Genomic DNA, 19,770 nt, shown 5'->3' with positions numbered 1-19,770 from the left:
GTATAAATCTTGTAAAACTGCCTTTAACAGGTTGGTTTATTACGTTATTATTCTATTTGTTCAAATTGTTGAAAAAATTTTACTAGTATAAGATTCTGTGGCCGTCAAGTTTTATAATCTCACTATTGGCCATTTTTCTTACGGTCCTGATAACAGTCTCTACCCTTAACCCGGTAAGGTCAGCAATTTGCTGGCGGGTAAGTTCTATCGGAAAAGAATGCCGGCAGTCATCATCATGATAACTCTTGAGATAATCCAGTAACCCTTTCAGACGTTGAGCTGCATCAGATGACGCCATATTGTTCACCATTAAAATATTGTAATATAATCTTTGTGACAGGCACATATTCATTTCCAGTGAAAGATCGGGTTTTTTCTTTAGCATATCCATAAAATTATTTTTAGACATTCTCACTACTTCTGTTGTCTGTAAACTTATGGCATTGATAGGAGAGAGCTTTTCGATAAAAAGTAACGGATCCCCAAAACTTTGATTTTTTCCTAAAATATTCTGGATAAACTCTTTTCCGTTTTCATTATAGATATTTAGTTTTACCCTCCCGCTGATAATCTGGAAATAATATTGTGGGTATTCACCTTCCCTGAAAATAAGATCTTTAGCACTATAGATAACATTTTCGCCTCCAAATGAATGAAGAATACTCTCATCGATATTCATACAACTTACCGTTTTTTTCATAGACTAATTTTTCATGAAAAGTAGGAATAAGCTTTCAAAAAAAATAATAAATAATTCAATCTTTCCGCTATGGATATTTTTAATCATAAATATGATGTGGAATATATAGGATAAACATTTAAAAAATGCTATTTTTTGAAATATTGTGAGTATTTTTGGAGCTAAAGTACCTATAATTAATTATTGATTTTAACTTCTATGATTTTAATTGTTGATGACAATCAAAGTAATCTTTATTCATTGCAAAAATTACTTGAATCTAAAGATTTTCAGGTAGAAACAGCCAGTTCCGGGGAAGAAGCTCTTGGTAAAGCCTTGAAAAATGACTATGCCTTAATTATTCTAGATGTTCAGATGCCGGATATGGATGGTTTTGAAGTTGCTGAAACCCTGGCAGACTACAGTAAAACGAAAGAAGTTCCCATCATATTTTTATCCGCTGTCAATACAGATAAAAAATTCATAAACACGGGGGTATGCCTCCGGAGCAAAAGATTATGTAACCAAACCTGTAGATCCTGAAATTCTTTTACTTAAGGTGAAGACTTTCTATAGCCTTCAGGAGCAAAACATGGCTATGAAAAAGACCCAGCAGAATCTTGAGCTGGAAGTGAAGGGAAGGCGCGAATCGCAAGTGACGATGAAGTCTCAGATAGATCATTTTCATTTAATGCTGGAATCCCTTCCTCAGATTGCATTTACATTGAATGAAACCGGAACCGTTGATTTTGTTAACGGTAAGTGGTACCAATATTCAGACTCTGAACAGCATTTTCCGGAAGCCCATCCGGACGACCCTGTCATCAGTGAGGAGTTTGAGAGATGCAGGAGAAAAGGAAAAGCATTAGAATTGGAGATCAGGATTAAGAATGTCATTTCAGGTGATTACCGCTATCATTTGCTTAGGGTAACTCCTGTATATGATGAAGAGCGTATCAAAAACTGGGTAGGAACTTTTACCGATATTGATGACCAGAAAAAAGTAGAAAAAGAAAAAGATGAGTTTTTAAGCATTGCAAGCCATGAATTAAAAACTCCTTTAACCAGCATTAAAGCATATGTTCAGTTATTGGAAAGAAAACTAAAACTGGATAAAGAAAGCCCGGAAGCTGGATTTGTAATGAAAGTTCAGGGACAGATTGAGAAGCTGAATACGCTGATTACAGATTTGCTGGATGTATCAAAAATTGAAAACGGAAAGCTGAAGATTAATAAGAAACCTGTTAATCTGGAAAATGTTATCAGTAATGCCATTGAAACAATCCTTCAGACCCATGACGAACAGAAAGTAAAAATTGAACGCCACGGGACCAGGCCGGATATTGTAATTCCTTTGGATGAGATCCGTATAGAGCAGGTGTTGATTAACTTTCTGACAAATGCTATTAAATACTCTCCCAATAACAACCAGGTAATTGTTACCACCTTTGTAGATGATGAAGCTCAGGAAGTAAGAGTCAATGTAACTGATTTTGGAATTGGGATTCCTGATTTTAAGCAGGAAGCCGTGTTCAAAAAATTCTATCGTGTGGAAGAATCTTCGCTGCAGTTTCAGGGAATGGGGATTGGACTATTTATCTGTTCTGAAATTATCAAGCAGCATCATGGAAGTGTAGGAGTTTCCAGTAAAGTAAATGAAGGTTCCTCCTTCTATTTCACATTACCTTTAAATTAATTTTTATGCCGAAAAAAATTATAAGAAACCTTCAATTTGGAGTAGGACTTTCACTTTTGATTTTAATAACCAGCTCAATAGCTTCCTATTGGAGTATCCGGAACCAGATAAATCACCGGGACAGTCTTTCTAAAAGCAGGCGTTCCGTAATAGCCGTTAAAGATGTATTGGTCGCCTTACTGGATGCGGAAACAGGCAACCGGGGATATCAGCTGACCGGTAGGGAAGACTTCCTTGAGCCATACAAACGCGGTTTAAGAGAATATCCCAGGGCACTGGTGCGTGCAGAATCATTAGGTCTGGAAGACCGGAATCAACTGGAAAGGCTTGCAGGCTTAAAAACAGCAGTTAATCAGGTGATGGAAAATCTGAAATATCTGGTTGAGAACAGACGTAAAGGAATTGTAATGACCCAGCAGCAAATCGTTATTGGTAAGAGCTACATGGATCAGTGCCGGAAAATTGTAAGTGATTTTGTACAATACGAAGAAAACCAGGTTGAAATTAAAAACAGAGAACTGAACCGTTCTTCCAACACTACTGTTCTTTTTATAATTTTTTCAGCGTTGGCAGCAATAGTAGTGACTGTTTTCTTTTATATCAAAATGCGGGCAGACCTTATCCGCAGAGATAAGCTGGAGAAAATGCTCAAGGAAAAAGATCAGGAAATGACCCGCAGGGTAAGTGCTATTCAAAAAATTGCAAACAGGGTAGCTAATGGTGATTACAGTGAAAGGGCAGTGGATAATGAACAGGATGATCTCGGAGGCCTTGTAGAATCCCTGAACCATATGACAGAATCTCTCAAGATCTCTTTTGATAGAATTAATAAAAGTGACTGGCGTCAGAAAGGTCTTGCCCTACTGAATGAATCGCTTGTAGGAAATAAATCTGTAAAGGAGGTTTCAGATAAAGCTTTAAGACAATTAATAGAATACGGAAATTGTATCAATGGCTCACTATACCTGTATGATGAAGGAATATTAAAGCTTAATAAGGCATTCGGGCTGGAAGCTAATATGAAAAAAGCCTTTGAGCCGGGAGAAGGAATGGTAGGACAGGCCTTCATTAATGCTAAAACCCAGGTTTACAATAACCTTCATGAAGATGATTTTGTAGTCACCTTCGCCAGCAGCACTATTAAGATTTACGGGATAATATTAATTCCTGTTTTTGCGGACGGACAAGTGATCGGAGTTCTGGAACTGGGTTCAACATCTAACTTTGATGAGGACAGGGTCAACTATTTTGAAGAATGCTGCATCAATATAGGAATTGCTTTAAGTGCTGCCAAAGGAAGAGAAAAAGAACAGCAATTATTGGAAGAAACCCAGGCTCAGTCTGAAGAACTGCAGGTACAGCATTCTGAACTCGAAAACCTGAATACGGAATTGGAAGCACAAACGCAAAAACTTCAGGCTTCTGAAGAAGAATTAAAAGTGCAGCAGGAAGAACTGATGCAGGCTAATGCTGAACTGGAAGAGCGTTCAAGACTATTGGAAGAAAAAAATCATTTGATTGCAGAACGCAACAATGAAATTCAGAAAAAAGTAGAAGAACTGGCCTTAAGTACAAAATACAAATCTGAATTCCTGGCCAATATGTCCCATGAATTGCGTACTCCTTTGAATTCAATTCTTCTTTTATCACGGCTGATGGTAGAAAACCCTGATGAGAATCTCAACGAAGATCAGGTGGAATCTGCAAGGGTAATCCAAAGCTCCGGAACAAGTTTATTAACATTGATTGATGAAATTCTTGATCTGGCAAAAATAGAATCCGGTAAAATGACCCTGGAATACCAGGATGTGGTTATTGAAGAAATAGTAAAAGATCTGAAGAGCCTTTTCAATCCGGTATTTCAGGAGAAAGCTCTTCAGTTTAATATCCAGATCGACCAGGATGTTCAGAAAGTTATTGAAAGCGACCGTCTTCGCATTGATCAGGTATTAAGGAATTTATTGTCCAATGCCTTAAAATTTACCACGCAGGGAAGCATTGGGTTACACATCAGGAAGCATTCAGAAAAACCTGATTTTATTGTATTTTCAGTAAAAGACACCGGGGTGGGAATTGCAGAAGATAAGCAACAGATTATCTTTGAGGCATTCCAGCAGGCTGACGGGTCTACCAAAAGAAAATTCGGAGGTACCGGTTTGGGGCTCTCTATTAGCCGTGAAATAGCAAGACTTCTCGGGGGTGAGCTCGTTCTGAAAAGTGAACTGAACAAAGGGAGTGAGTTCAGTTTCATCATTCCTGTACATGCGGTTGCCGAAGTGGTTCAGCCTGAAACAGATCAGAACCTGGTGGAAATAATACGGGAAGACGTTGAAGAAATTCAGCATATTCTGGATGAGGGCGAAACCGGATCACTTCCATTGAATACATTGGAAATTCCGGAGGATGTAGCAGATGACAGAGACAAGATCAGGGACGGAGACAAGATCATTCTGATTATAGAAGATGATGTCAATTTCGCAAAAGCCTTGTTAAAATATGCCCATTTACAGAATTATAAAGGAATTGTTGTTGTAAGAGGGGACCATGCATTGTCAGCAGCCCGGAAATATCGTCCGCATGCGATCTTGTTAGATGTTCAGCTGCCTGTAAAGGATGGCTGGGAAGTAATGGACGAATTGAAATCGGATCCTGATACCAAGGCTATCCCGGTACACATGATGTCTGTTCTGCACCTTAAAAAAGAAAGTCTTATGAAAGGTGCTGTAGATTTTATCAATAAGCCGGTTGCCCTGGATAAAATGACGGATGTATTCGGGAAAATTGAAGAAGCACTGAAGAAAGGTCCTCAGAAAGTCCTGATTGTTGAAGAAAATGCCAAACATGCCAGCGCATTATCCTATTTCCTGAGCAATTTTAATATTTCCTTATCTGTAGAGCATAATGTAGAAGACAGTGTAAAGGCACTTACTTCCGATATTATCGACTGTGTTATTCTTGATATCGGAAGCTCAAAAGGAGATGAATATCATGTGATAGAATCAATAAAAAAGCTATGACGGGCTGGAAAATCTTCCGATCATTATCTTTACAGAAAATAATCTATCGAGGGAAGAAGAACTGAAAATAAAACAGTATGCAGATTCTATTGTTGTAAAAACAGCACATTCGTATCAAAGAATTTTAGATGAAGTAGGTTTATTCTTACATTTGGTGGAAGAAAAAAATAATGCTTCTGAAAATACTACAGGCAAAGTCCTGGGGTCCTTAACGGAGGTTTTGAGCGGGAAAAAAGTACTTATAACCGACGATGATGTCCGAAATATTTTTTCATTAACAAAAGCCCTTGAAAAGTATAAAGTGGAAGTGATTGTTGCAATGGATGGAAAGCATGCTCTGGAACAGATTCAGCAGAATCCTGATGTGGATGTCATTTTAATGGATATGATGATGCCGGAAATGGATGGCTATGAAACTATAAAGGAAATCCGGAAAATGCCGCAATTCAAAAGGTTGCCGATTATAGCCATTACCGCCAAATCGATGATCGGAGAACGTGAAAAATGTATTACGGCGGGAGCTTCAGATTACATTTCAAAACCTGTAGATATTGATCAGTTATTATCCTTGCTTCGCGTTTGGTTATATGAAAGTTAAACAGATAAAGTTCTGATGAAGAAGAAAATTTTAATTGTGGACGATGATCCACGTAATATATTTGCATTGAAACTCACCCTGAAAGCCCGTGGATATGCAGTTGAAACCTGTACAACGGCCCAGGAAGCATTTGATATCCTGGGTTCCGGTCATCACTTTTCCGTTGTTCTGATGGATATGATGATGCCGGGAATAGATGGTTATGAAGCAGTCAGGATAATACGGAATACGCCGGAAATAACGAATATTCCGGTTATTGCTGTTACTGCCCAGGCTATGCCGGAAGACCGTCAGAAATGTATGGAGGTAGGCGCTGATGAGTATGTCTCCAAGCCAATTGATGTGGATCTTTTAATAACGACAATAGAAAAATTTTCATAGATGCTGGAACCAAGTATCATAAAAGATCAGGAAGTAGAATATCTGATCAGTGATGTCTATGAGATGTATGGCTATGATTTTTCTGGCTATAGCAGGGCCTCGTTTAAAAGAAGGGTAAACCGGATATGCCTGTTAGACAGATTTACCAGTTTCGCGGAACTCAGATATACCATCATGAATGATCCCGAATATTTAAAAACGTTTTTGTGGAAGAAGTTACGGTGAATGTTACAGAAATGTTCAGGGATCCCTCTTTTTTTAAAGCTTTGAGAGAGAAAATTTTACCACAGCTTGGTACCTATCCTCTGATCAGGGTTTGGGTGGCAGGTTGCTCAACAGGCGAAGAAGCCTATTCCATAGCCATTCTGCTGAAAGAGGCCGGGCTTTATCATAAATCCCTTATTTATGGTACTGACTTGAACCCTTCTGTACTGGAAGCCGCCAGATCCGGTGTTTTTCCACTACAGCAGATGAAATTGTATTCTGAAAATTATAGACTGTCAGGAGGAATAAAAGATTTCTCGGATTATTATACAGCTAATTATGATAGCGTAAAATTTGACAAGAGCTTACAAGAAAAACTTATTTTATCCACTCATAACCTGGTATCAGACAGTTCTTTTAACAGTTTTCAACTGATTATCTGCAGGAATGTTCTGATTTATTTTGACAGAGAATTGCAGGAAAGAGTATTTCGCCTTTTTGACAACAGTCTGGAAAATTTGGGATTTCTCGCCTTGGGAGCCAAGGAAACACTCAGGTTTTCTACGATTGATAAAAATTATCATCAGGTTGACGGTCAGAAAATCTGGAAAAAGGTTGATCATCATTAATAAGATACACTATGAGGTTATTAAAGGACATAGAATTAATCGTTATCGGAGGATCTGCAGGAAGTCTGCAGGTTATCATTGAGATGATCAAAAATTTAAATGATACTGTACATATCCCGATTGTGCTGGTTATTCACCGCAAAGCCCAGTCAGGTGATGTGTTGCGGGCTTTACTGCAGCAGTTTACCCAAATTCCTGTGGTAGAAGTGGAAGATAAAACCGAAGTCCGGGAGCATGCCATTTATATTGTTCCTGCAGATTATCATTTGCTGTTTGAGAATAAAAGAAATATGTCATTGGACAGTTCAGAAAAAATGAATTATTCCCGTCCTTCAATAGATGTCACTTTCAGGTCTGCAGCGGAGGTTTATAAGGAAAATATGCTTGGAATCCTTTTATCGGGAGCCAATGCTGATGGGGTGGAAGGACTTGGCTACGTTAAGAAATATAATGGCTATGTATGGATTCAGGATCCTGAAACAGCTGAAGTGGAGTATATGCCTAAACATGCTATAGAAGAAATTGATTATGACCTCATTATAAAACCCGGTAATTTGGCGGGTTATATCAATCAATTATTATCTGAATAAAGTAATCTAAATAATATGAGCAAAAAGAAAATTTTAATTTTTGACGATGATGCGGCTATTTTAGAAGTAGTTACCATCATATTTGAGGAAAATGGATATGATGTTAAAATCTCAGAAACATCACATGATATTCTGGAGAAAGTGGCAGAATATAATCCTGATGTTATCTTAATGGATAACTGGATTCCGAAAATCGGAGGGGTGGAAGCCACAAAACTTCTTAAAAGCAGTGCAGAATTCAGACATATTCCGGTAATTTATGTAACGGCCAATAATGATATCGTTGCTTTGGCAGCAGAAGCCCAGGCGGATGATTATGTGTCAAAGCCTTTTAACCTGGATGATCTTGAAGAAATAGTAGCAAAACATATTAAAGAGCAGGTGTAAACATTTTCGGATTCACCTTTGGATCTTTAAAATAAACTAAATCTCTCAAAATTTTGAGAGATTTAGTTTATATGGTAAGCTTAATGATTTTTCCTGAGGTTTTCCAGCTCGGTTATAATCTGATTTTTTGATAAAGAACGGGTGTTGATTTTATAGATTAAAGAACTTAATAAAATATAAAGCTGTGGATTATCCAATATAAAATCCGAAAATGTTTTGACAAGGATTAATTTTTTTGAAACAATATTTTGGGTGATAATATATTCAAAGGCAAAATCAATATCCGTATCCAATTCTTTCTTTACAATTAAATTGAAATACTCATCGATCAAATATTTATCTGTGATCGGATTTAATAGTTCAGTTTTTACTTCATCCATACCTTTGTTGTTAGGTTTTTAAATACAAATTTTATACCGTATGAATAAAATATGGGGTTTAATGCATTCAGAATAAGATTTATATAAAAAATAGGCTTACAGTTGAAGATACCTCCGCATCATTGTATAGGATTACCGTTGCAAACGCTTTGAAAAAAACATTTTTTCTGTTCATAAACATAAAGTATACTTTTTGTTTTCGGATGAAACAAAACTATTGTAACCGCTGATCTCATCAATAAGAAAGTGATGAACTGAGGAAATGAGAAATGAAACAGGGATTTTAAGCAATGAATGTATGCAATATGAATTTTTAATAATAAATTAGAAGCGGTATTTCCTGAAAATGTTATAATAGCTCAAAATATGAATGAGACTTTTCCTGAAATGAAGTCCGAAATATATGGTGACAGATTATTCCCCCTGCTGCGGTGGATAATTATTATTATACTGACCGGTGCAGGAGTGGGTCTGCTGGTTGGTTTGATCACTGCGATGATTACCGGACCTGTTTCTTCCATTATTATATTCTTTTTTCTTTTTATCATTACAGGATCATTAACCGGCTTTTTAATCTATGAAACCGTGGGGTTGAAAGATCAGCGAATCTATAATATCCTCGTCAATGACAAGGGAATTTCTTTTCTTAACAGAGAGGATACTACCATTTTTGAAATTAAATATGAAGATCTGGCATTTAATGCGGAAGGATATAAGCAGGATATACTGTCGGTGTCTTCCGGTATCGGAAAGTCCAGTTCTTTTAAAATGAATCTATGTGTTTTCATTAAAGGTAAAGATCAGAAAATCAGAAAGAGATTTGTTAATTTTAATAGCATTCCTCTTAAAAATAAATATGCTTTAATGGGACATTTTCTTAAAGGAGTACGACTGTTCCGTCCTGAGTTGAATATTGACCCCAGAGTATACAGGGATTTTTACCTGGACGAGAAGTCACTACGTTTTGATCCGGAAATCCGCCGTAAGGATTTTATCATAAAAGCTATTAGTATAACGGTGGCATTCCTGATATTGATATTGGTTTTTTATTATACCGGATAGAACCGTAAAATCTGAATCATAAAAAACAGCCTTCAGCATCTGAAGGCTGTTTTTTATTTAAAATACTGTTTTTTCAATCAGCTAACCCATAGAGTCTAGATCTGTTCGAAGATGAATAAGTATTTTATCATTTAAGTTACACCTGTTATGATGAAAAAGCATCCAGCATATCTGCAGAAGGAACAAAGAATAAGGTTCCTGTCCGGGCCGTACTGAAATCGAGGATGCGGTCATAATTTCCCGGTGGGCTTCCGATAAACATATTGGTCAGCATCTTTTCTACCGTACTGAAAGTGCTTGCATAACAAATAAAATAAGTTCCCATTTCATTAGAAGAAACACTTCCGAAAGGCATATTGTCCCTTACGACCTTAAAGTCATCCCCTACATTGGCCAGAGCAATATGGGAATTGGAGGGTTTTACATCATCACTCATTTCTATATCCTGCTCCTTGGATCTGCCGATTACTTTTTCCTGTTCCTCAACAGGCAATGCTTTCCAGGCGTCCAGGTTATGAATATATTTTTGAACAAAAAGATAACTTCCACCCTGGTATTGAGGATCAGAATCTCCGATAATGGCAAAATAATCACGGTCTTTTCCGTGTGGATTTTCCGTTCCGTCTACAAACCCCAGAATAGACCGGCTATCCCAATACCGGAATCCCTGAACTTCAATAACACAATCCGCAACTTCTTTTATGAGGCCGGAAATAGCAGATGCCATATCATATGCAAGGCTTTTCACATCTGCACGGATATGGAAATGCAGGTCGCCCCGTGTGCTTACCGCAGTATGTTTACTACCTTTTATTTCCTCAAATCGTTTAAATTCTTTAGGAAGTGGAACAGGAAGCTCAAGCTGTAACCATGCCTCATAACCTATACCCAATACACAGCTGGCTTTGGAATCGGGAAACCGGTCAAGGGCAGAGTTATTCAGATTAGCCACTAATGCACAGATCCTCTGAAAAACAGATTTAACCGTATCAGGAGCTGCATTTTGTCTGAAATTCCAGACCAGGAAGTAAGTATTATTGTTCGGATAATCCGTAACATTTTGAGAATTCATGTTTTTTTCAGTATTGTTTGTTGCCATGTTGATTATTTCCGGTGAGTCAAATTTAGTAAATGATCATACCTCTGCATTGTCTTATTCTTCAGATAAACAATTTAAGACATTTTTTTCACAAATCATATTAATTACTTTTACATATATCTTATCAAAAATCTGGTAAAATGAAGTATTATTGTATAAAATTAATCTTCAATAGAGACAGCATGCATTGGGAGATCTTTTTGTTCTTTTTAATAATAGCTTTTGTTTATTCATCGGTAGGTTTTGGAGGAGGTTCCAGTTACCTTGCCGTACTGGCTATGTATAATCTTCCCTATCAGGAAATACGCCTTACGGCACTTATCTGTAATATAATTGTAGTGATAGGAGGAGTTTATATTTATATTAAAAATAAACAGATAGGCTGGAAGAAAGTCATTCCTATTACCCTTGTAAGTGTGCCAATGGCTTATCTGGGAGCGATATTGAAAATAAGCCAGGAAACTTTTTTCCTGGTTCTGGGAATTACCCTGGTGATAGCAGCTCTGTTGCTATGGATAAAAACAGAAACAGCAAATGAAGATTATTCCGTAAAGGATTCTGGTCCTTCATCTCTTTTTAGAAACAGTTTTTTAGGGGGAGGAATTGGATTTTTATCAGGACTGGTAGGAATCGGAGGGGGAATTTTTTCTTTCTCCTTTGCTCAATTTGCTGAAGTGGGATACAGCACGGAAGGTTGCAGCAACTTCCAGTGTTTTTATTCTCGTCAATTCAATATCCGGAATTGCAGGGCAATTATCAAAGTTGTCTGTAGATATAGACTATTTCAGGATTTTAAGCTTATGTCTGGCTGTTTTCATCGGCGGGCAGATTGGCTCCAGAATGTCCCTGAAATGGAATCCTGTGATTATCAAGAGAATGACTGCTGTCCTGGTTCTGGTGGCAGGAATTAATGTTTTAATTAAATATTGGTAGACCCGTTAAAGAAATGAAACTTAAAATATTAGCGTTTGGAATAACGAAGGACATCTTCGGCACATCACAACAAGAAATAACAATAAAAGATGCTATAACCGTACAACAATTAAAAAAGTATCCTGGAAGAAGAATTCCCGGAACTCAAAAAGCTTAGATCTTATTTTATAGCAGTGAATGAAGAATATGCGGAAGAAGATCAGATGATCACAGAAACGGACGAAATAGCTATAATTCCTCCCGTAAGTGGTGGGTAACAGAATGGTTTACATCTCTTAGTAAAAAATAGAAAATGATTGATATAAAAATAACGGAAGATATCTTAAATATCACAGATTGCCTTGCTGCCGCCCGGGACCTGGAAAGTGGAGGAGTGGCAACATTTATAGGAACAGTCCGTAATATAACCGGAAATAAGCCGGTTACCCGGTTGGAATATGAATGCTACCGGCCAATGGCGGTAAAAGAGATCCGGAAAATAATACAGCAGGCTATTTCACTGTTTTCTGTGCGTAATATTGTTGTTCATCATCGTATTGGTATTTTATTTCCTGGCGATGCTGCGGTTATTATTGTAGTGAATGCAGGGCACAGGGATGCTGTTTTTGATGCATGCCATTATGTAATTGATACGATAAAAGAAAAAAGTTCCGATCTGGAAAAAAGAAATTTTTTGAAGATGGCGAAGAATGGGTTTCTGCACATCCTTAATTTGAAGAAGTAATTTTTGTATATTTACTATACCAGTTCTCAGATATGAAAACCAACACATCAGAAACTACATCTGTACGCCGGATAGATATTATCAGGGCGAAAGATCATGACAGTTATGCCTGTACGGATGATATTTCAATAGAAGAGCCCCTCGAAATACGGATTTCTTATGGCTGTAAGGAACAAAAAGAAAGTAAAAACATATCTGTAACCATGAGGACACCGGGTAATGATACTGAACTGGCAATAGGTTTTCTGTTTACTGAAGGAATAATTTCCGGCTATCATCAGATTCAAAAAGCAGAACATCCGGAGGCAGAATGTTCCAGAAACCGTGAAAATATAATGGTCGTACATCTTACAGAAGATTTTATTCCCCAGCTGATGAAGGCCGATCGCAATTTTTATACAACGTCCAGCTGCGGGGTGTGTGGAAAAGGTTCTATTGAGTCCATAAGGACTGTCAGCTCTTTTCAGGACCTTCAAAAACAGCCGTGTGCAGTAACGTTGGATACTTTATACCAGCTATCAGGAAAGCTGCAGTCTTTTCAAAATAATTTCAGTGCTACAGGAGGAATCCATGCATCAGGAATTTTTGATATACATGGTAATTTATTGGCCTTGAGGGAAGATGTCGGAAGACACAATGCATTGGATAAGCTTATCGGACATAGCCTGATGACCGGGCAGCTTCCTCTTCAGGATAAAATTTTAGTATTGAGCGGAAGAGCGAGCTTTGAACTTATTCAGAAGGCTGCTATGGCAGGAATCTCTTTTGTAGCAGCTATTGGAGCTCCATCCAGCCTTGCCATTGACCTTGCAAAAGAATTTGATATAACCTTACTGGGCTTTCTTCGGGATAACCGGGTGAATATATATCATAAAAGTAACTGCCACGAAATTATAAAATAAAACCTTATGAACCACGAATGAACCGTGTGTCTGTAAAAAAATAAAGAGATGAAAATTAGAATAAAAGATAATTCAGTCAGGTTTCGTTTAACACAGTCTGAAGTTTCGGAATTAGGTGAAAAAGGCATGGTCTCCAGCTTTACTCAGTTTGTAGACAGACCGTTTATCTATATGATTGAAAAGACACAGGATGAAGCATTATCCGCTGCATTTATTGAAAACAAAATCGTAATGAAGATACCTGAGACTATGGTTAATGCATTGGTATCTACAGATACGGTAGGATTCGACGGGCAAACCGGATCAGTAAAACTTCTGGTAGAAAAAGACTTCGTATGTATTGATAATACCATGGAAGAAGATCAGAGTGACAACTATCCGAATCCGAACCTTACATGTTAATCACACAATAAAAATCCAAGGGCATGGAAGACTATAACAAAAAGAAAGAAATAGAAGAAGCAATCAGAAGGGAACCCAACGCTGAAAATCCCTTTACTTTACTTGACCTAAAGCTGACCCATGTGGAAAAAGCTGCAGCAGGAGTACCGGCTGTAATGGCCGCTTTTAGTGATCTGTTTGAAGAAAAAACTCCGGTCAGGGGGATGAGGGCACTATTCAAAATGAATCAGATGGATGGCTTTGACTGCCCGAGCTGCGCATGGCCTGATCCCGATGATGAACGCTCCGTGCTTGGAGAATATTGTGAGAATGGCGCAAAGGCACTTGCTGAAGAAGCAACAACCAAAAGAGTAACACCTGAGTTTTTTAAACAAAATTCGGTATACGACCTTGCCAAACTGGATGATTATCAGATAGGCAAGATGGGAAGGTTAACCGATCCCATGTATCTGGCACCCGGAGCTACCCATTACGAACCGATCAGCTGGGAGAATGCTTTTAAAAAGATTGCAGAGCATTTAAATGCCCTTGAATCACCGGATGAAGCCGCTTTCTATACTTCAGGACGAACAAGTAATGAAGCTTCATTTGTGTATCAGCTGTTTGCAAAAGAATTTGGAACGAACAATATGCCTGACTGTTCCAATATGTGCCACGAAACTTCCGGATCTGCATTACGGCCTACTATAGGAATAGGAAAAGGTACCGTAACTCTTGAAGACTTTCATGAAGCTGAAGTGATCGTGATCATTGGACAAAATCCAGGGACCAATGCTCCAAGGATGATGAGCGCTTTAGCCAAAGGAAAAAAGAACGGCGCCAAGATTATTGCCATCAATCCATTACCGGAAGCCGGTTTGATGGGATTTATTAATCCGCAGAGTGTAAAAGCTGTCCTTAGAGGAGGCGTGCAGCTTGCAGACCTTTACCTGCCTGTAAAGATTAATGGTGATATGGCATTGTTGAAAGCCCTTGAACTATTACTCATAGAATTTGAAAAAAATAATCCGGGTAAAGTCTTCGATGAAGGTTTTATCAAGGAAAAAACAGTAGGGTATGAAGACTTCCTGAAGCAATTCGATCATTACCAATTAGATGAACTGGCAGCCCTTTCAGGAGTCTCCAGGGAAGATCTGGTAAAAGCTGCAGAAATACTGGCGTTCAAAAAACGGATTATTATCAGTTGGGGAATGGGGCTTACTCAGCAGCCTAACGGAGTAGATATGATCCGGGAAATCCTTAATATTCTTTTACTGAAAGGAAGCATCGGTATTCCGGGAGCAGGAGTCTGCCCTGTACGGGGACACAGTAATGTACAGGGAAACAGAACAATGATGATCGACGAAAAACCTACTGATGAACAGCTCGACCGTCTGGAAAAATTCTATGGATTTAAGATGCCCCGTAAACATGGATATGATGTAGTACGGGCCATAAAAGCAATCCATGAAGAAAAAATAAAAGTAATGTTTTGTATGGGAGGAAATTTTATCTCAGCAACTCCCGATACCACATATACCGCCAATGCTATGAGAAAGCTAAACCTGTTGATTTGTGTATCCACCAAGCTGAACAGAGGACACCTCGTCCATGGTAAAGAGGCATTGATTCTCCCTACCTACGGACGAAGTGATAAAGATATTGTCAATGGAGAATTACAGATTATCACCACTGAAAACTCAATGGGAGTTGTTCAGAGCTCAAGAGGCATGCTGGACGCCGTTTCAGACAATCTGATCAATGAAACCCAGATTGTATGCCGTATGGCTATGGCAACATTGGGAGAAAGATCTGTAGTAAACTGGCAACGGTATCATGACAGCTATGATGCAGTGAGAGATGATATTGAACAATGCATTCCGGGATTTGAAGATTACAATATCCGGGCAAGGAAAAAAGGAGGATTCTACCTTCCCAATGCGGCAAGGGATGAACAAAGCTTTGCAAAAAACCTGGGAGGGCGGGCCCCGTTTACATTAACGGAAATACCGCATAATACTCTCGCCCCCGATGAATATATGATGGCTACCACACGTACCCACGACCAGTTTAATACAACTATTTACGGACTGGATGACCGGTATCGGGGAATTAAAAATGAACGCCGCGTTATATTTATGAACCAGAATGATATTGATAAAGCAGGCTTTAAGGCTGGAGACAGGGTAGACCTTTATAATTACGATGACGGTATTGAAAGAGTAGCGCCTTTGTTTATTATTGTTTCCTATCAGATCCCTGAAAAAAGTACCGTAACCTATTTCCCGGAGACAAATGTATTGGTATCCGTGAACAATGTTGTGAAAGAAAGCAATATGCCGGCCTCTAAATACGTAAAAATCAAAATAAAGAAACACGACCCTGAAGTGTATAAAAAAGTAGATGAAATGCTCTACCGGGGAGCGGTTCAAAGACCATAACACTTGATAATCCGATATAGATAATAATATGAAGAAAATGTTACCTGTGGCATTCCTGTTGGTTTCAGGATGGATGTGGTGCCAGTCAGGATTTAAACTCAAAGTGGGCGGAGAGGTATCTCAACCTTTAGAACTTACAGTATCCGATTTATCAAAAATGCCGGAGAAAGAAGCCTCATTACGGGATAAAGAAGGAAAAACTCATACATATGCAGGGGTTTCGTTACAGGATATACTGGCAAAGGCCGGAGTTCCTTCAGGAAAGGAGCTGCATGGTGAAAACCTTGCAAAATATGTGCTTGCAAAATGTACAGACGGGTACCAGGTATTATTTTCATTGGCCGAACTGGATGCTTCCATTGCAGATAAAAATGTCATTATTGCCTATAAGATGGACGGAAACCCGTTACCGGAATCAAAAGGCCCACTCAGGCTCATTACTGAGGGAGAAAAAAAGCCTGCAAGAAGTTCCTACCAGCTGGCATCATTGAGTGTAGGACATATTAAAAATTAATTCTAAACAAAGGCTTTACAGATACTGTATGATTATCAGGAAAAAAGAACATTGGTTTAAAATGCTTTTTGTCTGGCATGGTTCCGTTTTACCGGGATTACTGCCCCGTCTTTTTATACTTTTTATTTTGTCCCTGGTAGTGGTTTACTTTCACGGGATCATTTTTTCTTTTAAAATTCCTCTTAATCCTGCACCATTAACACTATTCGGTTTTGTGCTTGCCCTGTTCCTCGGATTCCGGAATAATGCAAGCTATGAAAGGTTCTGGGAAGGACGTAAGCTATGGGGAGCCCTACTGAATACAGCACGATCATTGACACGCCAGGCCCTTACATTGAAAAAGCAGAATGAAAATAATCTTGCTGTTCATGACTTTGTAGAGCTGTTAAGTGCCTTTATCTTTGCATTGAAACATCAGCTCAGAGGAACAGATCCTTACGATGATCTGCAGCATAATCTTAAAGAAGATCAATTGGCAATAGTGATGGAATCAAAATATAAACCTGCCGTTATCATGAGGCTAATGGCGGAGTGGGTACAAAAGAGGAAAGATGAAGGAATTATAGACTCTATTCAGCAGGCACGGTTGGATGAAAACTTTGATAAACTTTCAGATATTGTAGGAGGCTGCGAGCGTATTGTTTCTACTCCGATTCCTTATAGCTACAGGGTTTTATTGCATCGCACCGTTTATATTTACTGTTTTTTGTTACCCTTTGGCCTGGTAGATTCATTAGCGTGGTTTACACCGCTTATTGTTGTTTTTGTAGCCTATACATTTGTAGCCTTTGAAGCAATTGCAGATGAAATTGAGGAGCCGTTCGGAACAGAGGCTAATGATCTTGCTCTTAACAGTATGTGTATAATGATTGATGAAACCATCCGTGAAATTGCAGGAGAACATATTGCAGTTTCACAAAAAGTTAATCAGAATATTATTGACTGACAGCTCCAACATAATTTCGTTTTTATTTTCGGATCTTGTTTAAACCGCCTTGTAGGGAAAACACTTCCTTTTCAGGAAAATTCTTCTGAATAAGCTGAACAGCTTCAGCACTTCGTTTCCCTGATTGGCAATAGAAAACAATAGGCAGGGAAATATGGGAAAGCCGCTGAAAATGATCCTGTAATTCATCCAAAAGAATATTCTCCCCTCCGATATTAAATTCCCGGTGTTCATTTCCGGTACGAACATCGATAACCTCAAAACGGGTCTGATGCTCCATCAAATCTTCGAAGGTAATGCAGGGAACCGATTGCGGTAAACTGGTGATTTCAGTAGTTTTGTTTCTGAGTTTAATAATTTGTGTTTTGCCACTTAACAGATTGATCATCCATAATTTTCCTGCTAATATATCTTCTGACCGGGTTAAGTACTTTATTGCTTCGTTGGCCTGCATACAGCCTACTATTCCTGCCAGGGTAGGAATTACCCCGGCTTCTCTGCAATTAGGAACCTGCGATTGCTCGGCCTCAGGAAAAACATCACGGTAATGAGGGGAATAGGTGCCGTCTTTTTGCAATACGTTCCAGATGCTTACCTGTCCTTCGTGTTGGTAGATAGCTCCATATACCAAAGGTTTTCCGGCCAGTACACAGGCGTCGCTGAGAAGGCATTTTGTTTCAAAATTATCGGTTCCTTCAATCACCAGATCATAGGCTGAGATCAGTTCCATAATATTGGAAGAAGAAACCCTCAGCCGGTAAGAGATAACAGAAACGGAAGGATTCTGCAATTGCAGTCTCTTTGCAGCTACATCCACCTTAGGCAATCCTATATCATCCTGAGTATACAATATCTGGCGGTGTAAATTACTTACAGATACAATATCATTATCCGCAATACCTATAGTTCCCACACCACAAGACGTAAGGTATTGAGCGGCCGGACAGCCAAGACCACCCATTCCTACGATCAGGACTTTGGCATTACTAAGCAACTCCTGGGATGATATACCAAATCCCGGTAAGGCAATCTGACATTGATAGCGATCAAATGAATTATTCATAACTTTTTATTTTAGCCGTGACACATGCATATTTCAGGAAACTTCAATTGTACGGTATAAATATTTTTCAGGTATTATTTTTTAAGATTTCATGCGCTTTCTCTGCTTCTTCAGGAGTATTCACATTCATCAATGTTTCCGGATTGATAGGTTGCAAAATATGAGTATCACTGTTTATTAATACCTTTCTTGGGCAGGTATTTCCCATCCCCAGAAAATTTAACAGGAGAGGGTAGCTTTTAGGTTCCCAGATGGTAATTAGTGGTTCCGGTAATCCGTCAAAAGGACTTTGATAGGTAGTGGCAACTTTCTCCGGATCCCGGGATTTTACCAGCAATTCTAATGATTTTTGATCTAACAAAGGCAGGTCACAGGCTACCACCAGCCATGCGGTATCCCGATGGGCACGAAGTGCAGAAAGAATTCCGCCAAAAGGCCCTATATTCAGGAAAGTATCTGTAAGCGGCTGGTAATCCGGATCGAAATTTTCAAGTTGATCTTGCCTGCATGAAATAAATACCTCATCACAAAACGGAGCCAGTAAGTCTGCTGCGAAATAGCGCTGCTCTTTTCCATGCCAGGTAAGCAGGTCCATAGCCTGTCCCATTCTTGTACTTTTTCCCCCGGCTAAAACAAGCCCTTTTACAGGAGGGACGATATTATATTCTTTTGAAATCATTTTTTCCGCCGGATTTTTCTATTAGGGTAATTTCTTTGATCACGATGTCATGGCTCAATGCCTTACACATGTCATAAATGGTTAATGCTGCTACTGAGACTCCGGTAAGGGCCTCCATTTCCACGCCGGTCTTGGCCTCAATACTTGCTGTACATTCGATCACAATTTCGTTGTTATCATTCAGCTCTATTTGTAGATTGCAGTTATCAAGTCCGATGGGGTGGCAAAGAGGGATCAGTTCACTCGTTTTTTTAGCGCCCATAATTCCGGCAATAATTGCAATCTGGAAAACAGATCCTTTTTTGGTTTTGAAATTGTCTTGCTGCAAAGCCTTTAGGACATTTTCAGGTAATGCAATAATTGCCCGGGCTACTGCCTTTCTGTTGGTCACAGTTTTATTGCCTACATCTACAATGGCAGGTTGTCCGCTTTTATTAAGATGGGTAAAGTCTGACATATTTTTCT

At 38.8% G+C, this 19,770-nt stretch carries 25 protein-coding genes and 1 pseudogene; 20 read left to right on the top strand and 6 right to left on the bottom strand.

What is annotated here, in order from left to right; all coding sequences use genetic code 11:
* Positions 1 to 82: 82 nt before the first annotated feature.
* Complete coding sequence (locus HX13_RS11660; protein WP_050021198.1) at positions 83 to 700, bottom strand: Crp/Fnr family transcriptional regulator; 618 nt, start codon at positions 698 to 700, stop codon at positions 83 to 85.
* Between the two features lie 240 nt (positions 701 to 940).
* Here HX13_RS11660 and HX13_RS22970 point away from each other — a divergent pair, with 240 nt between their 5' ends.
* The 9 genes from HX13_RS22970 (at position 941) to HX13_RS11630 (ending at position 8,181) form a co-directional block, all read left to right on the top strand.
* On the top strand, positions 941 to 1,222 hold the full coding sequence (locus HX13_RS22970; RefSeq protein WP_202962920.1) for a PleD family two-component system response regulator: 282 nt from the start codon (positions 941 to 943) through the stop codon (positions 1,220 to 1,222).
* A 55-nt stretch (positions 1,223 to 1,277) separates the two neighbouring features.
* The gene (locus tag HX13_RS11655; RefSeq protein WP_238555262.1) at positions 1,278 to 2,375 is read left to right on the top strand and encodes a PAS domain-containing sensor histidine kinase; all 1,098 of its coding nucleotides are present in this window, start codon (positions 1,278 to 1,280) and stop codon (positions 2,373 to 2,375) included.
* 5 nt (positions 2,376 to 2,380) lie between these two features.
* Positions 2,381 to 5,392, top strand: coding sequence for an ATP-binding protein (locus HX13_RS11650; RefSeq protein WP_238555261.1), 3,012 nt, complete (start codon positions 2,381 to 2,383; stop codon positions 5,390 to 5,392).
* Positions 5,393 to 5,546: 154 nt separating this feature from the next.
* The gene (locus tag HX13_RS24160; RefSeq protein WP_238555302.1) at positions 5,547 to 5,990 is read left to right on the top strand and encodes a response regulator; all 444 of its coding nucleotides are present in this window, start codon (positions 5,547 to 5,549) and stop codon (positions 5,988 to 5,990) included.
* Between the two features lie 15 nt (positions 5,991 to 6,005).
* Positions 6,006 to 6,371 carry a response regulator gene (locus tag HX13_RS11645; protein WP_050021197.1) on the top strand — a complete coding sequence of 122 codons (366 nt, stop codon included), beginning with the start codon at positions 6,006 to 6,008 and terminating at the stop codon, positions 6,369 to 6,371.
* On the top strand, positions 6,372 to 6,596 hold the full coding sequence (locus HX13_RS24155) for a hypothetical protein (protein WP_238555260.1): 225 nt from the start codon (positions 6,372 to 6,374) through the stop codon (positions 6,594 to 6,596).
* On the top strand, positions 6,578 to 7,204 hold the full coding sequence (locus tag HX13_RS11640) for a CheR family methyltransferase (RefSeq protein ID WP_238555259.1): 627 nt from the start codon (positions 6,578 to 6,580) through the stop codon (positions 7,202 to 7,204). Before HX13_RS24155 ends, HX13_RS11640 begins: the two co-directional genes overlap by 19 nt.
* A gap of 11 nt (positions 7,205 to 7,215) precedes the next feature.
* Positions 7,216 to 7,794, top strand: a complete 579-nt coding sequence (locus HX13_RS11635; RefSeq protein ID WP_050021196.1) for a chemotaxis protein CheB — start codon at positions 7,216 to 7,218, stop codon at positions 7,792 to 7,794.
* Positions 7,795 to 7,809: 15 nt separating this feature from the next.
* Entirely contained in the window at positions 7,810 to 8,181 is a 372-nt protein-coding gene (locus HX13_RS11630) for a response regulator (protein WP_050021195.1), read from the top strand.
* A gap of 80 nt (positions 8,182 to 8,261) precedes the next feature.
* Here the strand turns inward: HX13_RS11630 and HX13_RS11625 are convergent, their stop codons facing one another.
* Positions 8,262 to 8,561 (bottom strand): hypothetical protein, encoded by a 300-nt coding sequence (locus HX13_RS11625; protein WP_050021194.1) that lies wholly within the window; start codon positions 8,559 to 8,561, stop codon positions 8,262 to 8,264.
* A 366-nt stretch (positions 8,562 to 8,927) separates the two neighbouring features.
* Here HX13_RS11625 and HX13_RS11620 point away from each other — a divergent pair, with 366 nt between their 5' ends.
* The gene (locus HX13_RS11620; RefSeq protein WP_050021193.1) at positions 8,928 to 9,623 is read left to right on the top strand and encodes a hypothetical protein; all 696 of its coding nucleotides are present in this window, start codon (positions 8,928 to 8,930) and stop codon (positions 9,621 to 9,623) included.
* A 145-nt stretch (positions 9,624 to 9,768) separates the two neighbouring features.
* Here HX13_RS11620 and HX13_RS11615 read toward each other — a convergent pair whose 3' ends face one another.
* Positions 9,769 to 10,695, bottom strand: a complete 927-nt coding sequence (locus HX13_RS11615) for a Dyp-type peroxidase (RefSeq protein ID WP_050021425.1) — start codon at positions 10,693 to 10,695, stop codon at positions 9,769 to 9,771.
* A 167-nt stretch (positions 10,696 to 10,862) separates the two neighbouring features.
* On the opposite strand from HX13_RS11615, the pseudogene HX13_RS24150 reads away from it, so the two are divergent.
* From HX13_RS24150 to HX13_RS11575, 10 genes and pseudogenes are all read left to right on the top strand, one after another.
* A pseudogene (locus HX13_RS24150) lies at positions 10,863 to 11,315 on the top strand (TSUP family transporter); the annotation flags it as partial.
* Positions 11,316 to 11,379: 64 nt separating this feature from the next.
* On the top strand, positions 11,380 to 11,655 hold the full coding sequence (locus HX13_RS24145) for a sulfite exporter TauE/SafE family protein (RefSeq protein WP_316931302.1): 276 nt from the start codon (positions 11,380 to 11,382) through the stop codon (positions 11,653 to 11,655).
* Between the two features lie 13 nt (positions 11,656 to 11,668).
* The gene (locus tag HX13_RS26035; RefSeq protein WP_316931291.1) at positions 11,669 to 11,812 is read left to right on the top strand and encodes a hypothetical protein; all 144 of its coding nucleotides are present in this window, start codon (positions 11,669 to 11,671) and stop codon (positions 11,810 to 11,812) included.
* Positions 11,813 to 11,828: 16 nt separating this feature from the next.
* Positions 11,829 to 11,912: a MoaD/ThiS family protein gene (locus HX13_RS26030; RefSeq protein ID WP_316931301.1), complete on the top strand. Its 84-nt coding sequence runs from the start codon at positions 11,829 to 11,831 to the stop codon at positions 11,910 to 11,912.
* Positions 11,913 to 11,947: 35 nt separating this feature from the next.
* Positions 11,948 to 12,379, top strand: a complete 432-nt coding sequence (locus tag HX13_RS11600) for a molybdenum cofactor biosynthesis protein MoaE (RefSeq protein WP_238555258.1) — start codon at positions 11,948 to 11,950, stop codon at positions 12,377 to 12,379.
* 32 nt (positions 12,380 to 12,411) lie between these two features.
* Positions 12,412 to 13,281, top strand: coding sequence for a formate dehydrogenase accessory sulfurtransferase FdhD (gene fdhD, locus HX13_RS11595; RefSeq protein ID WP_050021192.1), 870 nt, complete (start codon positions 12,412 to 12,414; stop codon positions 13,279 to 13,281).
* Positions 13,282 to 13,329: 48 nt separating this feature from the next.
* The gene (locus tag HX13_RS11590) at positions 13,330 to 13,683 is read left to right on the top strand and encodes a DUF7009 family protein (RefSeq protein WP_050021191.1); all 354 of its coding nucleotides are present in this window, start codon (positions 13,330 to 13,332) and stop codon (positions 13,681 to 13,683) included.
* A 23-nt stretch (positions 13,684 to 13,706) separates the two neighbouring features.
* Complete coding sequence (locus tag HX13_RS11585; protein WP_050021190.1) at positions 13,707 to 16,103, top strand: FdhF/YdeP family oxidoreductase; 2,397 nt, start codon at positions 13,707 to 13,709, stop codon at positions 16,101 to 16,103.
* A gap of 28 nt (positions 16,104 to 16,131) precedes the next feature.
* Positions 16,132 to 16,617, top strand: coding sequence for a molybdopterin-dependent oxidoreductase (locus HX13_RS11580; RefSeq protein WP_050021189.1), 486 nt, complete (start codon positions 16,132 to 16,134; stop codon positions 16,615 to 16,617).
* A gap of 28 nt (positions 16,618 to 16,645) precedes the next feature.
* The gene (locus HX13_RS11575) at positions 16,646 to 17,563 is read left to right on the top strand and encodes a bestrophin family protein (protein ID WP_050021188.1); all 918 of its coding nucleotides are present in this window, start codon (positions 16,646 to 16,648) and stop codon (positions 17,561 to 17,563) included.
* Positions 17,564 to 17,585: 22 nt separating this feature from the next.
* Here the strand turns inward: HX13_RS11575 and HX13_RS11570 are convergent, their stop codons facing one another.
* The 3 genes from HX13_RS11570 to moaC form a co-directional block, all read right to left on the bottom strand.
* Positions 17,586 to 18,626 (bottom strand): HesA/MoeB/ThiF family protein, encoded by a 1,041-nt coding sequence (locus HX13_RS11570; protein WP_050021187.1) that lies wholly within the window; start codon positions 18,624 to 18,626, stop codon positions 17,586 to 17,588.
* Positions 18,627 to 18,693: 67 nt separating this feature from the next.
* The gene (locus HX13_RS11565; RefSeq protein ID WP_050021186.1) at positions 18,694 to 19,305 is read right to left on the bottom strand and encodes an NTP transferase domain-containing protein; all 612 of its coding nucleotides are present in this window, start codon (positions 19,303 to 19,305) and stop codon (positions 18,694 to 18,696) included.
* On the bottom strand, positions 19,286 to 19,762 hold the full coding sequence (gene moaC, locus HX13_RS11560; protein ID WP_050021185.1) for a cyclic pyranopterin monophosphate synthase MoaC: 477 nt from the start codon (positions 19,760 to 19,762) through the stop codon (positions 19,286 to 19,288). Before moaC ends, HX13_RS11565 begins: the two co-directional genes overlap by 20 nt.
* Between the last annotated feature and the right edge of the window lie 8 nt (positions 19,763 to 19,770).

The sequence above is a fragment of the Chryseobacterium sp. P1-3 genome, assembly GCF_000738495.1.
In the GTDB taxonomy this organism is placed as follows: domain Bacteria; phylum Bacteroidota; class Bacteroidia; order Flavobacteriales; family Weeksellaceae; genus Chryseobacterium; species Chryseobacterium gallinarum.
The sequence above is the reverse complement of the archived record's forward strand: the minus strand, read 5'-3'. Positions and strand labels throughout refer to the sequence as shown.